The organism is Bradyrhizobium sp. HKCCYLS3077 (assembly GCF_051167555.1).
Classification (GTDB): domain Bacteria; phylum Pseudomonadota; class Alphaproteobacteria; order Rhizobiales; family Xanthobacteraceae; genus Bradyrhizobium.
Map to the genome: position 1 here is coordinate 57,065 of NZ_JBNPTH010000004.1, position 14,226 is coordinate 71,290.

A 14,226-nucleotide genomic window follows, 5' to 3' on the forward strand; every position below is an offset into this window, starting at 1 on the left:
CCGAACGCGCAGGGCGGGGCCAAGGGGCCATTCCGACCGGTGCCTTGGGGAGCAGCCTCGCGCGGGGCGCTCTCACAATGTGGCGAGAAACCTCGTGATCAGTCCGGTGACCTCCGCGGGCTGTTCGAGGCTCGGCAGATGCGCAACACCGGTGATCCCGTGACCGGCCGCGTTCGGCGTCGTCGCAGCAAGCAATCGGCTTCGCTCCTGGATATGAGGAAAGTCGAGGTCGCCCCAGATCACGAGCGCCGGCGCGGTGATCTCGCCGAGGCGCGGGAAGGCAGGTGTCACGTCGAGACTTGCGCCCACCGGCGCTGCGCGCAGCGCGGCGGCGTTCTTCTGCAGAAACATGTCGCGCAACTCGCCCGATACGCGCCCATTAGGTGCGAGCGGACCGTCGAGCCAGAGATGCGCCTTGAGCATGCTGACGCGGTCCCAATCGCGTGCCGCCTCTGCTGCGGCGACATCGCGCAGCAGCGCCGTGATGGCCGGTGGGTAGACCGGCTCTGGCGCTCCGCTTATCGAGGGCGCGATCAGAACGAGGGCACGTGTCCGCGACGGCTGCGCCAGCGCGAAGTCGAGCGCGATCTTTCCGCCTTGCGAACAGGCGACAAGCGTCGCCGGCCGGCCCGGCGCGAGCGCATCGATCACCGCGAGCAAGTCGGCAACCGGTGAATGGTCTTCGATCTCTGCCACCGTCTCTCCGAAGCCGCGGCGATCGTAGGCGATCGCCGTGTGGGTGGCTGCGATGTCGTCGATCTGCGCAAGCCACATGGTGTGGTCGAACACCGCTGCATGCAGGAAGACGACGGGCTCGCCTCGGCCGGCAACCAACGTCGCGAGTTTTGCACGGCCGGAAATAATTCGACGAAGTGAGTTCATATCACACCGGATGCCTGATCCACACGTTGGGTTCGACGTAGACGGCGTAATCTTGCTCGACCGATGTGAGCACGGGCACCAGCGCGCCGGGGATCTCGACCTCGCCTGAATGATCGAATGGCACGCCCGTCCATTGTGACCACTCTGCAAGCGTGCCGACAATAGTCATCGAGCACGGCGCAATCTTGACGATCTCGCCACCGATCGCGAGGTGCGTGCGCAGCCAGGAATCGGCGAGCTGGCCGTCGGCGCGGCGCTCATCGAGATACGCGTGCATCGGGATTCGCGGTTGCAAATGCTTCTGGTTCGGCCGCACCGGCGCGTAGAGCTCGGAGAAGCCCTTCGCTCGCGCGCATTGCTTGAACGCATCGAGCATGGCGCGCGAGCTGCCCGGCACGCGCGCCTTCGGCAGCAGGGCGATCTCCAATGCGCTCATGGTCGTCGGCTGCCGTCCCAGCATGCGGTCCTCGTGACCCCAGCGGATCACCTCGTCCCAGCCGGCATTGGGCAGTTCGTCGCGGCCCTCGATGCCGAAGGCGAAGGGCACCGCGAAGGCGCGCCCGACAACCTCGTCGCCGGCGAGAGCTGCGAAAGCGCAGTCGGCGTAATGAGCGAACGCGGGCTCATCATAATACAGCATCGCCGTCCGATCCTGCCGCATGAACTCGGGCCAGACGGCGTCGAGCTCGGGCGAGAACACGCAGGGGATCAAGTCCGGGCGGTCGCGCAAGGAGATGATGTCGATGTTCATTGAACCTCCCGTCGAGCGCGCCTGGACCAAACCTTCACGGACGTCGATCGGCGCAGGCTAGGCTCATCCACCGTGGCGACCGCTGCCGCAAACGCTGGCAAGCTCGCTATACCTTGGCAAGACTGAGTTCAATTTACGTTCCGCGTCAGGTCGAGCAAAATCAGTCAGCCGCTCGTTGCTGAACTCTGCCATGGATTGATGATGCGGAGTCCGCATCCGTTGAAGTCAGCAACATTTCGCGTTGCCAGGGCAGCACCTGCGACCTGCGCGATGGCTGCAATCTGGCAATCGGCATCCATGATCGGACGACCGAGAGCGCGACGGACTGCAGCGATGGCCGCATAAGCCTTTGCCGCGGAACTGTCGAATGGCAAGATTCGACCGGCGAAGTCCTGATCAATCATAGCATCAATTGTTGCCATTAGGGCCTCGCGACGCTTGCCGCTCGGCATGACGGCTACTCCGACCCGCAGCTCAGCCTCACTTACCGCGCTCAAATAAAGCTCGCTTGCATCTTGAGCGGCGAACCAGCCCAACACTGCCGACGCCGGCACAGGCCTCATAACTTCGGAAATCACGTTGGTATCGATGATGATCAAAAATGCCTCACGTCGGCCCCGACGGGTCGCGCATCGGCTTGCGCTCTGGAAGCTCAAGCTCGACGCCACCGAGCGCAGCAAAGCGTTCGTGAATCCGCTGGCCGAGGTTTGCTACCGGCACCCCGTCGCCGATCGCCTGCTGCAGTATTTCGCGTGCCTCCTCCTCGAGTGATCGGCCGTGCCGAGCTGCGCGGACCTCGAGGCAGAGCCTCAGCCTATCGTCCACATCGCTGATGGTGATACTCGCCATGATCGCCTCTTATACCTCCGTCTGAGACTAAGCGCTGATTGCATTGCAATCAAGCTACGGCTCCTTGCCGACCGGGATATTCGGAGCTTGGCTCGGCCTGCTGTGTGCGCCGCACCGGCTCCCAAATGCCGAGCAAAGAAATGTCTTCTATATTTCCGAATACTCTGCTATGCTGATTTGGTCCCGTGCTCGACAGGAGGGGTGCTTCGCGATCGTCACGAGACGTGGAGCGCGGGATGCGGTGGCCGCGACGTGTCGCAGCGTGCTTTGATGGCGCGCGGACGAACGGCATGACGTGGACGTGAAATCGCGTGGTCCTGGCATCCCGACGCTGATGCCAAGCCGGTGGGTCCTGATGATCCCAGCTGGCGACGGTGGCCAACAAGCCGGGCACCGGGGAGATCGCGTATAAGCGTGAAGACCATCGCGCAGGGAATGCCGGATGTCGGCTGAACCTGTGGTGACTGCCGCCTGCTTTTCTTGTTGCAGGCGGGCCATGGGTTGCGGCCTGCAGCCCGGCATTCCCTGCGCCCTCCGAGGGAGGAGGGTGATGAGTTCAGCAAAGCTCGGGCATCTCATGCCGCGAGAACAAATTTGCATGGTTGAAAACCGTCATTGCGAGCGCAGCGAAGCAATCCAGGGTGGCGGGCGGGACTCTGGATTGCTTCGCGGAGCCTGTCATCCGGCCGCGCTTCGCGCGGACCGGGTGGCTCACAATGACGAAGGACCTATTGATCGTTTCGTGCGGAGAGACTTGGGAGGAGAGACTTGGGAGGCAATGGCAACCTGCAAGTCAAACGCACTCAGATCCCCAGCGCCTGCATGGCCGCCGCCACATCATCCGTCGAACGGACCAGCACCGCCTGCAGCCCGCTGGCACGCGCGCCGTCGACGTTCTCCGCGAGATCGTCGAAGAACACGATGCGTTCCGCCGGCACGCCGATCGCAGCGACCACATGCGCGAAGGCCTCAAGGTCCGGTTTGCGCAGGCCGATCGTCGACGACAGGAAGACCTCGCGGAAATGACCGAGCAGGTCGGCATAAACAGGCGAGAAGTGTTCGACGTGCGGCTGGTTGGTGTTGGAGAACGCGTACAGCGGCAGCTTCTCGGCGGCGCGGGCCAGCAGCGGCGCGATGCCCGGCATCGGGCCGACGAAGATCGCGTTCCAGCCGTCGAGAAACTGCTCGTCGGTGATGTCGATGCCGAGCTGGCTGCGCAGATTGGCGAAGAACGCGGCATCCGAGACGGTGCCGCGCTCATGGCCGTGATAGATCTCGTCGCGCACGAAGCGCACGGCGATCTGCTCGGCGGGACAGCCGGCATGCGCGGCCCAGCGCGAGGTGACCTCGAAAAAATCGATGTCGATGACGACGCGGCCGAGATCGAACAGCAGCGCATCGGCCGCGCCGGGACGGAGAGCGGAGGAGGGCATGGGAAGCTGCGGTCGGGCTTGAGGTTGAGCGAAGGATCGCCTCCTCAATACCGATAGGGCTCGATGTCCACCAGCGGAAACGCGCTGACGACGCTCGGCATGTTGGTCGCGGTCGCCGGATGCAGATAGGAGCCGTTCAACTCGGCGAAGGAGGTGACGCCGAGCAGGCCGAGCGCGCGGATGACCTCGTCCTCCAACAATTCGAGCATCCGAAGGATGCCGTCCTCGCCGGCAGCGGCGAGCGCCCAGCATTGCAGTCGGCCGATTCCAACGAGATCTGCGCCGGAGGCGATTGCCTTGACGATATCCGTGCCGCGGCAAAAGCCGCCATCGACCATGATCTTGGCACGGCCCTTCACCGCCGCGACCACCTCAGGCAGCACATGCATGGCGCCGCGGCCGTGATCGAGCTGGCGGCCGCCATGGTTGGAGACGTAGATCCAGTCGACGCCGTGATCGACCGCGATTTGCGCGTCCTCGGCGGTGGCGATGCCCTTGATGATCAGCGGCAGCTTGAACTTGTCCTTGATCAGCTTGACCGTGTGCCAGCTCAGCGCTTTCTGGTGATCGCCGCCGGTTGCGCGCAGCCGGCTCTCGCGCACATAGCGCTTGGCAATGTCGCGCTCGCGCCGGCTGTAATGCGCGGTATCCACGGTGAGGCAGAACGCCGCGTAGCGGTTGGCGACGGCGCGGCTCACGTAATCCTCGACGAAGGCGTCGTCGCCGCGGACATAGAGCTGGAAGATGCGCAGCGCGTCGGGCGCGGCCTCGGCCGTCTTCTCCAATCCCGGCTCCGACACCGAGCTCAGCATGTGCGCGGCTCCGAATCGGCCCGCGCCGCGAGCCACGCTCGCCGCGCCCGCGGGATCGAAGATCTCGAGCGCGCCGACCGGGGCCATCACGACGGGCAGGCGCAGCCTGCGTCCGAACGCCTCGACCGAGCCGTCGACCCGCGAGACGTCGCGCAGCACACGCGGCCGGAACGCGATCTCGTCCAGCGCCATCCGGTTCCGGCGCAGCGTGGTCTCGGTCTCGGCGCCGCCGATGATGTAGTCCCAGGCGTTCTGATTGAGCTGCGCGCGCGCCTTGCGGATGAACTCGTGCAGGTTCTGGAACTTCTCGTCGCTGGCGCCGAGCTCGACGTTGCGCCATCCACCCTCGATCGGGGTCTGTTGATTCATGCCTGCCTCCCAGCACCTGTTATCTTGCGTTATCTTTTCGCGAGCATTGCCCATCGGCGAGCCCCAGTGCAAGCCATTCCGAACTGGCGAGTGATCGCTTCACCGCGGGCCGGGCAGGGTGCAGCAGCTCAACACGACTTGGTGAGCTGTGATCGGCCCGTCACCGTGGAAGACCGGAGAGGTCTGATCGGATCCGGCGAAGGCTGCGTTTCGATCTTGATTTCAGGCCTGAAACGTCCATTTCCGCTCAAGCGGGCGCGGTCGCGGGTTGGCGGCGCAATATCGGCCTTGAAGAAACCGAAAATGTGGTGTGAGTTCGCAACACCAATCGCGCCGGCGATGCGTGCGGACCAGTGAATCGGCCGGCCATCCAACAAACGCTCGGGAAGCAAACAATGCGGAAAAACTGGCTGTTCTTGGCGGGCACGATGACCGGCATCGGTCTGACCCTGATGGTCACCGGGCCCGATGGCGCGCAGCTCGTCGCAAAGGCCAAGGCGGCGGCCGGCATGGGCGACACCTATTCGCAGCTCAATTTGTTCGGCGCCGTGTTCGAGCGGGTGCGCGCCGACTACGTCGAGAAGCCGAGCGATCCCGCGCTGATCGAAGGCGCGATCAACGGCATGGTGTCGTCGCTCGATCCGCATTCGCGCTACATGAATGACAAATCCTGGCGCGACATGCAGGAGACCACCTCCGGCGAATTCGGCGGGCTTGGTCTCGAGGTGACCATGGAGGATGGCCTCGTCAAGGTCGTGGCCCCGATCGACGACACGCCCGCTTCCAAGGCGGGAATCCTTTCGGGCGATCTCATCGCCAAGATCGACGGCGAGAACGTGCAGGGGCTGACGCTCGAACAAGCGGTCGCCAAGATGAAGGGCGGCGTCAACACCAAGACCAAGCTCACCATCATGCGCAAGGGCAAGGATGCTCCGCTCGACGTCGTGCTGAACCGCGAGATCATCAAGGTGCGGCCGGTGCGCTATCACACCGAGGGCGGCGACATCGGCTACATCCGCATCACCTCGTTCAACGAGCAGACCACCGAAGGTCTGCGCAAGGCCATCGCCAGCATCTCCAAGGATATTCCGCAGGAGAAGCTCGCGGGCTACGTCGTCGACCTCCGCAACAATCCCGGCGGACTGCTCGATCAGGCGGTGTCGGTGTCCAGCACCTTCATCCCGCGCGGCGAGGTGGTCTCCACGCGCGGCCGCAATCCCGAGGAGACGCAGCGCTTCACGGCGCGCGGCGGCGATCTTACCAAGGGCAAGCCGCTTGTGGTGCTGATCAACGGCGGATCGGCTTCGGCGTCCGAGATCGTGGCCGGCGCGCTGCATGATCACAAGCGCGCGACGCTGGTCGGCACGCGCTCGTTCGGCAAGGGCTCGGTGCAGACCATCATTCCGCTCGGCGCCGGCAACGGCGCGCTGGCGCTGACCACCGCGCGCTACTACACGCCCTCGGGCCGCTCGATCCAGGCGCAGGGCATCGCGCCAGACATCGAAGTCAAGCAGGACGTGCCGGATGAGCTGAAGGATCGCAGCGATCTCAAGGGCGAGGCGGGGATGCGCGGCCATCTGTCGGCCGCCGACGGCACCGAGCAGACCGGGTCGCAATCCTACGTTCCGCCGGACGAGAAGGACGACAAGGCGCTACACGCGGCCTTCAACGTGTTGCGCGGCGTGACCGTCAATGCGGATGTGCGTGCCAAGGCGGCGGTGCCGAACTGATCAGGACGGCGCGGCCGGTTGGCGCCGGATGCTTCACACCCGACGGGGCGGCCGTTATGGCCGTCCCGTCGTGGTTTTCGACCAGCGTGTACAGACGAACACGGAGTATGTCCGCCTGTGTCCGATAGATCATGGCGCTGAGGTGAACCGCAAGCGGCAGGTGGTACGATTCGGCGGATAGGGTTTGAATTTGGCTTGCAGAAAAGGCTCAAATTGCAGCGGTATTTATCGGTTTGGAACTGCGGTCAGGCCGCGTCGGACCGGGATCGCCGACGAGCATTGGGGTCGGCGCGGTGCGTCGCGAAGAGTTGGCGAACGTCGGCCGCGGGCTTCGGAGGGCTGAACAGATAGCCCTGCATCTCCGAGCAGCCGAGCCGTTTCAGCACCTGGCGCTGCGCCTCGGTCTCGACGCCTTCGGCAGTCGTCGACATCTTGCGGATGGCGGCGATGTTGACGACGGCCTGCACGATGCTCGCCGAGCCCTCGCTCTCGGTGATGTCCTTGACGAAGCAGCGGTCGATCTTGATCTTGTCGAACGGGATGCGCTGCAGATAGCTCAGGCTCGAATAGCCGGTGCCGAAATCGTCGAGCGCGATGCGCACGCCGAGCGCACGGAGTTGATGCAACGTGTCGAGCGCGTCGTCGTCACGGATCAGCACCGCCTCGGTGATCTCCAGTTCCAGCCGGTGTGGCGACAGCCCGGAGTCGGCGAGCGCCTTGGCGACCTTCAGCGCCAGCGTGCCGCTCTTGAACTGCACCGGCGAGACGTTGACGGCGAGACGGATGTCGTCCGGCCAGCTCGCCGCCTCGCTGCAGGCGACCTGGAGAACGTGTTCGCCGAGATCGTTGATCAGCCCGGTATCCTCGGCGATCGGAATGAACTCGGCCGGCGATACGTTGCCGCGCATCGGATGCTTCCAGCGCACCAGCGCCTCGCAGCCGACGATGCGGTCGTCCTGCAGGCTCAGGCAGGGCTGGTAGTAGACTTCGAGCTGGCCGTCGGCGATCGCTTGGCGCAGGTCGACCTCGAGCTGACGGCGCGCCTTGACCTGGGCGTCCATCTCTGGGGCGAAAAAGCGCCAGGTATGACGTCCCGCGGCCTTCGCGGCATACATCGCCAGATCGGCGTTCTTCATGATCTGGTCGAGATCGGTGCCGTGCTCCGGGATCAGCGCCACGCCGATCGAGGCATCTGCGGTGAGCTGGTGACCGAGGCAGTCGCGCGGCACGCGGATCGCGGCCAGGATGGCCTCGATCAGCCGCTCGACGTCCTGCTGGTCGCGCATCGATGTCTGGACGACGGCGAACTCGTCACCGCCGAGGCGCGCGACGAAGCCGGCGTCGCCGACGCAGGTCCGGAGACTCGCCGCGACCGATTTCAGCAGTTCATCGCCGATCAGGTGGCCGAGCGAATCGTTGACCCCCTTGAATTCGTCGATGTCGATGTAGTGCAGCGCCAGCCGCTGTCCGCTCGCAAGATCGGAGAGGTGCTGCTTCAACCGTTCGTGGAACAGCGTGCGGTTGGGCAGGTCCGTCAGCGCGTCGTAGTGCGCCAGATGGGTGATCTGCTGCTCGGCGCGCTTGCGCTCGGTGATGTCCTCGTGGGTGGCGAGCCAGCCGCCGCCGGCGATCGGCTCGTTGACGATCTGGATCCAGCGGCCGTCGGTGGTCTCGATGATCTGAGAGCTGTTGCGACCGACGTCGCGCAGCACGGCCTCGGCATATTCACTCTCGTCACCGGCGAGCGAGCCGGACGCCTTGCGGTGCGCGATCAGCTCGCGGAAGGTGCAGCCGGGCTTCACGATCTCGGCGGACAGGCCGTACATCTCGATGTAGCGTTGATTGCTGATAACCAGGCGTTCCGAGGCGTCGAACAGCAGCAGTCCCTGGGTCATGTTGTTGACCGCCTTGTCCAGCCGCTCCTTTTCCAGCGTCAAGCGGCGGTTCGACGCCTCGTGATCGCTGATCAGGCGGCGCACAACGACGGTGAGCATGCCGGCGATCAGCAGCACCGAGGTGACGCCGACGCTGATCAGGAAGCGCATCTGCTCGCGCCAATCGGCCAGCGCGGCGGAGACGGTGGTCGTCGCGGTCACGATCAGCGGATAGCTCGTCAGCCGGTGCGAGGCGCCGATGCGGTGCTCGCCGTCGACGGGACTGTTGAAGATACCCGTCGTGTTGCCCTCGCCGGCAAGGATCTGCCGGAAGATGGGGGCATCCTTGTAGTTCTGGCCGACCATGCCGTCATGCCGCGGGTATCGCGCCAGCAGCGTGCCGTCGAAGTGCATCATGGAGATCGCAGCTTCGGGTCCGAGCGCGACGGAGGCGAAGAAGCGCTCGACATTGATGGGTTCGAGACTGCGGCTGATGATGCCGAGGAATTCGCCGGACGGGCTGGTCAGCTTCAGCGCGAGGACCGCGACATAGGTCCCGCTGATCCGGCCCACGATCGGTTCGATCAGCAGTTGCGGCGCGGTTGGATCGGACTTGAGGCGCTTGAAGAACGAACGATCGGAGATGTTGATCGCGGGCACCGGCCACACCGTTGCCGAATTGATCAGGTTGCCGTCGGCATCGAAGATGTTGAGGCCGCCGACATAGGACATCGCGCTCAGCTTGCCCTTCAGCATGGAATTGACGGCGGCCGTTCCCATCTGGTCGTGGAAGCGGGCGCTGGTGTCGATGCGGCTCTGCCGCACGTAGTTGGCGAGGTCGCGCTGGATGGCGGCGAAATCCTCCATCTGCTGGTCGAAATGGCGCGCCAGTAGCAGCACCGTGTTCTCGAGTTCCCGCGTCGCGCTGTTCAGCGCGCGTTCGCGAAAACTGTCGGCCATGATGGTCGCGCCGATCGCGATGGCAGCGATGAGCACAAGTCCTCCGCCGACCAGCCAGCGGATCGGACCGCCGCGGTCGTTCGAAGTTCTGAGGGCATCCCGTGGGTCGATCTTGGTCGTCATCGTCCTGAATACGCTTGCGATCGGCGCTTCGGGATGGAACGCATGACGCCCCTCCCACAACCATGGCTACATGCCCGCGATGGAAGTGAGGTTAGGAAGTTGAGTTAGCGAACGATTAATTTGAAGTTGTATTGAGATTGAAAATACCGTCAGGCGCGATAATGCCCGGACTTGCCGCCGATCTTCTCGGTCAGATGGATGCCTTCGATACGCACGCCGCGCTCGGCGGCCTTGATCATGTCGTAGATCGTGAGACAGGCGACCGAGACGGCCGTGAGCGCTTCCATCTCCACGCCGGTCGGTCCGGTCACCTTCACGGTGGCGCTGACGATGCAGCCCGGCAGGGCAGTATCCGGTGTGATGTCGACGGTGACCTTGGACAGCGCCAGCGGATGGCACAGCGGAATGAGGTCCGACGTTCGCTTCGCCGCCATGATCCCGGCGATGCGGGCCGTGCCGAGCACGTCGCCCTTCTTGGCATTGCCGGAGACGATCAGCTCCAGCGTCGCAGGACTCATCACGACGCGTCCCTCGGCCGTTGCGGTCCGTTCCGTCGCGGCCTTGTCGGACACGTCGACCATGCGGGCTTCGCCGCGGGCGTCGATATGGGTGAGGGACGGCTTCTCGGTCATCGCCGGCTACTCGGCCGCGCTGGCAGAGGCGGCATCACGGGCGAGCAGGGTACGTGTCGCCGCTGTCACGTCAGCCTGCCGCATCAGGCTTTCGCCGACCAGGAAGGTCTGGATGTCGACCCGTGCCAGACGCGCAAGATCCGCGCATGTGAAGATGCCGCTCTCGCCGACCAGCAGGCGCTCCTTCGGCACCAGCGGCGCCAGCGCTTCCGAGGTCGCCAGCGTGGTCTCGAAGGTGCGCAGGTTGCGGTTGTTGATGCCGATCATCGGCGAGCGCAGCCTGAGCGCGCGGTCGAGCTCGGCGCGGTCGTGAATCTCGATCAGCACGTCCATGCCGCAGGCCAGCGCCGCCGCCTCGATATCGGCGGCCGCCGCGTCATCGAGCGCGGCCATGATGATCAGGATGCAGTCGGCGCCATGCGCGCGCGCCTCGACCACCTGATAGGTGTCGAACATGAAGTCCTTGCGCAGCACGGGCAGGGCGGTTGCGGCGCGCGCGGCGACCATGAAGTCGAGATGGCCCTGGAACGACGGCGTATCCGTCAGCACCGACAGGCAGGCCGCGCCGCCGGCCTCGTAGGCTTTGGCAAGAACCGGCGGATCGAAATCGGCGCGGATCAGGCCCTTCGAGGGCGACGCCTTCTTGATCTCGGCGATCAGTGCATAATTGCCGTGCGAATGCTTGGCACGGATCGCGTTGACGAAGCCGCGCGGCGGCGAGGCATTGCGCGCACGCGCCTCGAGTTCCGGCAACGGGCATGCCCGCTTCGCGGCCGCGATCTCTTCGCGCTTGTAGGCTTCGATCTTGGCCAGAATGTCGGACATGCCGGACTCCAGAGGTCAGCCGTTGGAAACGTCGATCAGCTGCTTCAGACGCGCGGCCGCCGCGCCGCTGTCGAGCGAATCGCGGCCGATCGCGACGCCTTCCTTCAGCGTCTTGGCGCGGCCCGAGACCACCAGGGCAGCGGCAGCATTCAGGAGCGCGACGTCGCGATAGGGGCTCGGCAGGCCATCCAGCACGCTCTGCAGCGCCACGGCGTTGGCCGCGGCATCGCCGCCCTTCAGACCGTCGCTGCCGCACAGGCCGAGGCCGGCTTCCTCCGGCGAAATCTCGAAGGTTCTGATCTGGCCGTTCTCCAGAGCGGCGACGAAGGTCGGACCGGTCAGCGTGATCTCGTCGAGCCCGTCGGAACCGTGCACGACCCAGGCGGCTTCCGAGCCGAGATTCTTGAGCACCTGCGCCAGCGGCTCGACCCATTGCCGCGAGAACACGCCGACCATCTGGCGCTTGACGCCGGCGGGGTTCGACAGCGGCCCGAGCAGGTTGAAGATCGTGCGGGTGGCGAGCTCGACGCGGGTCGGGCCGACATTCTTCATCGCCGGATGATGGGCGGGGGCGAACATGAAACCGATGCCGGCCTCGCGGACGCAACGCCCGACCTGGTCGGGCTTGAGATCGATCTTGACGCCGAGCGCGGCGAGCACGTCGGCGGCGCCCGAGCGCGACGACAGCGCGCGGTTGCCGTGCTTGGCGACCGGCACGCCGGCGCCGGCGACGATGAAGGAGGCGCAGGTCGAGACGTTGACCGAACCGGAGCCGTCACCGCCGGTGCCGACGATGTCCACCGCTCCGGCCGGCGCGTCGACGCGCAGCATCTTCGCCCGCATCACGCTCACGGCGCCGGTGATCTCGTCGACGGTCTCGCCGCGCACGCGCAAGCCCATCAGCAGCGCGCCCATCTGCGACGGCGTCGCCTCGCCCGACATCATGCGGTCGAAGGCGGACGCGGCTTCGTCGCGGGACAGAGCAGCGCCTGTCGCCACCTTGCCAATGATCGACTTGAGATCGTCCATCACGCGCTTACCCCTGGCGAGCGATTATTGGTTGCTGCCGCCGCCGACCACCTGGGCCACGGCCGCCTCGTTGATCGTGGTCCCGATGTCCTTCTCGAGCTTGAGGACATAGGCCGTGCCCTGCTCGTCGGCGAGCGCGCGCTGCAGCTGATCCTTGAGCTTCTTGACGTCCTCGGACGCCAGATCGACCTTGGGATCGACAATGTCGGTGACGCGGAAGACGATCCATTGCTTTCCGCCATCGGCCTCGGTCTGGCCGACGCCGTCCTTCGCCGTGCGGAACGCAGCGGTGATCGCCCCAGGGGGGACGCCGGGCAGGCTCGCATCGCGCTTGAACGCGGTCGCGTTCTCCAGCTTCACGCCGAGCGTGGTCGCCTCATCCGCGAGCTTGCCGCCCTCGTTCAGCTTCTTGACCAGCTCGGCCGCCTTGGCGCGCAGCTTGGCCGCGACCTCGTCGTCGCGCCAACGCGCGGCGACCTGATCCTTGACCTCGTCGAGGGTGCGATCGCGCGGCGGGGTGATGCCGAGCACCTCGAACCAGACATAACCGCCGCGGAACGAGATCGGCTCATTGTCGACGCCGACATCGCTGTTGAAGGCCTGCGAGACGACATCGAGGCCGAGCGGAATGTTCGGGACGGGCTGGCCGTTGGGCTGCTTGCCGGAGCGGTCCACCGCCTCGACGGTCACGGCATTGAGGCCGATCTTCTTGGCGGCCTCGGCCACGCTCGCGCCGCCGCCGCGCTCGTCCTCCATCTTGTCGCGGAGATTGGCGACCTCCGACTTGGCGCGGTCGGCGGCGATCTCCTTCTTGATGTCGGCGGCCACGCTCTCATAGGCCGGCTCCTGGCCGGGCTGGATCGCACTCACCTTCACCAGCGCCACGTTGAAGGCGCCCTTGACCGGTTGGCTGACCTCGCCGGTCGGCAGCGAGAACGCGGTATCGGCGACCGCGGGGTCGAGGATGGCCGACTTCGTCACCAATCCGAGATCGAGATCGGCGGGGTTCAGGTTACGCTCCTTGGCGAGCTCGTCGAACGTGACTTCGCCCGACGCAATCCGCGCCCGTGCCCCCTGCGCCTCTTCCATGCTCGGGAAGGTCATCTGCAGGACCTGGCGCTTTTCCGGCGTGCCCATCAGACCCTTGCGCTGATCGAACAGCTTCCGCGCGTCTTCGTCAGAGACGGTGGTCCACTTGCCGATCTCCTCGGGGGTCACCACGACGAACGAGAGCTTGCGATACTCGGGCGCCTTGAACTGCGCCTTGTGCGCATCGAAATAGGCCGCGAGGACTTCAGGCGCGGGCGTCTCGATGGTGCCGGCCTGCGCCGCGTCGAGCTTGATATAGTCGATCGAGCGCTGCTCGTTCTGAAAGCGGCTCAGCGCATCGAGCATCGTGGTGGTCGGCTCGAGTCCGGCCGCGATGGTGCCGGTGATCTGCCGCCGCAGCGACTGCCGGCGCTGGTCGGCCAGATAACGTTGCTCGGTGAAGCCGAAATTGCGGATGATCGCCTGGAAGCGCTGCGGGTCGAAGGCGCCGTTCGGACCCTTGAAGTTGGGGTCGCTCAGGATCACGCGCATCGTCTCGGCATCCGACTGGCCAAGACCGAGCCGGCGGGCCTGCTCGTCGAGCGCGGCCTCCGCGATGGTCTGCTGCAGCACCGAACGATCGAGCCCGAACATGCGGGCCTGCTCCTGGCTCAGCGGACGGCCGATCTGGCGGCCGATCTGCTGCAGGCGGTCGGTATAGATCTGCCGGAACTCGTTGATCGAGATCTCGGTGCGTCCCACGGTTGCAGCCGTCGACTGCCCGAAGCCCTTGAAGATGTCGGCGATGCCCCAGATGCCGAAGCTGACGATCAAAACGCCCATGACCACCGCCATGATGGTCTTGCCGAGCCAGTTTGATGAGGCCTTGCGTAATCCTCGAAGCATGGGTCCAGTCTGTCTGCAGGAA

General features: G+C 65.3%; 12 protein-coding genes. 1 reads left to right on the forward strand and 11 read right to left on the reverse strand.

The genetic code is table 11. From position 1 onward, the window contains the following. Positions 1–72: 72 nt before the first annotated feature. The 6 genes from ACQR0Z_RS16465 to ACQR0Z_RS16490 all read right to left on the reverse strand — a co-directional run bounded on the left by ACQR0Z_RS16465 (position 73) and on the right by ACQR0Z_RS16490 (position 5,096). Positions 73–882, reverse strand: a complete 810-nt coding sequence (locus ACQR0Z_RS16465) for an alpha/beta fold hydrolase (protein ID WP_434919352.1) — start codon at positions 880–882, stop codon at positions 73–75. A gap of 1 nt (position 883) precedes the next feature. Further along, positions 884–1,543: a hypothetical protein gene (locus ACQR0Z_RS16470; protein WP_434879999.1), complete on the reverse strand. Its 660-nt coding sequence runs from the start codon at positions 1,541–1,543 to the stop codon at positions 884–886. A 254-nt stretch (positions 1,544–1,797) separates the two neighbouring features. Next, complete coding sequence (locus ACQR0Z_RS16475; RefSeq protein ID WP_434859107.1) at positions 1,798–2,232, reverse strand: type II toxin-antitoxin system VapC family toxin; 435 nt, start codon at positions 2,230–2,232, stop codon at positions 1,798–1,800. A 7-nt stretch (positions 2,233–2,239) separates the two neighbouring features. Next, complete coding sequence (locus ACQR0Z_RS16480) at positions 2,240–2,482, reverse strand: FitA-like ribbon-helix-helix domain-containing protein (RefSeq protein ID WP_434919353.1); 243 nt, start codon at positions 2,480–2,482, stop codon at positions 2,240–2,242. Between the two features lie 803 nt (positions 2,483–3,285). After that, positions 3,286–3,915, reverse strand: coding sequence for an HAD family hydrolase (locus ACQR0Z_RS16485; RefSeq protein WP_434919354.1), 630 nt, complete (start codon positions 3,913–3,915; stop codon positions 3,286–3,288). Positions 3,916–3,959: 44 nt separating this feature from the next. Further along, positions 3,960–5,096: an alpha-hydroxy acid oxidase gene (locus tag ACQR0Z_RS16490; RefSeq protein ID WP_434919355.1), complete on the reverse strand. Its 1,137-nt coding sequence runs from the start codon at positions 5,094–5,096 to the stop codon at positions 3,960–3,962. A gap of 395 nt (positions 5,097–5,491) precedes the next feature. Here ACQR0Z_RS16490 and ACQR0Z_RS16495 point away from each other — a divergent pair, with 395 nt between their 5' ends. Further along, entirely contained in the window at positions 5,492–6,826 is a 1,335-nt protein-coding gene (locus tag ACQR0Z_RS16495) for a S41 family peptidase (protein WP_434919356.1), read from the forward strand. A gap of 245 nt (positions 6,827–7,071) precedes the next feature. Here ACQR0Z_RS16495 and ACQR0Z_RS16500 read toward each other — a convergent pair whose 3' ends face one another. The 5 genes from ACQR0Z_RS16500 to ACQR0Z_RS16520 form a co-directional block, all read right to left on the reverse strand. Then, positions 7,072–9,783, reverse strand: coding sequence for a bifunctional diguanylate cyclase/phosphodiesterase (locus ACQR0Z_RS16500; RefSeq protein WP_434919357.1), 2,712 nt, complete (start codon positions 9,781–9,783; stop codon positions 7,072–7,074). Between the two features lie 149 nt (positions 9,784–9,932). After that, a complete protein-coding gene (gene moaC / locus ACQR0Z_RS16505) occupies positions 9,933–10,415 on the reverse strand; it encodes a cyclic pyranopterin monophosphate synthase MoaC (RefSeq protein ID WP_434919358.1) in 483 nt (160 codons plus the stop codon). A gap of 6 nt (positions 10,416–10,421) precedes the next feature. Next, positions 10,422–11,240 (reverse strand): indole-3-glycerol phosphate synthase TrpC, encoded by an 819-nt coding sequence (trpC, locus tag ACQR0Z_RS16510; RefSeq protein ID WP_434919359.1) that lies wholly within the window; start codon positions 11,238–11,240, stop codon positions 10,422–10,424. A gap of 15 nt (positions 11,241–11,255) precedes the next feature. Next, entirely contained in the window at positions 11,256–12,269 is a 1,014-nt protein-coding gene (gene trpD / locus ACQR0Z_RS16515) for an anthranilate phosphoribosyltransferase (RefSeq protein WP_434859252.1), read from the reverse strand. Between the two features lie 24 nt (positions 12,270–12,293). Then, on the reverse strand, positions 12,294–14,204 hold the full coding sequence (locus ACQR0Z_RS16520) for a SurA N-terminal domain-containing protein (RefSeq protein WP_434859099.1): 1,911 nt from the start codon (positions 14,202–14,204) through the stop codon (positions 12,294–12,296). Between the last annotated feature and the right edge of the window lie 22 nt (positions 14,205–14,226).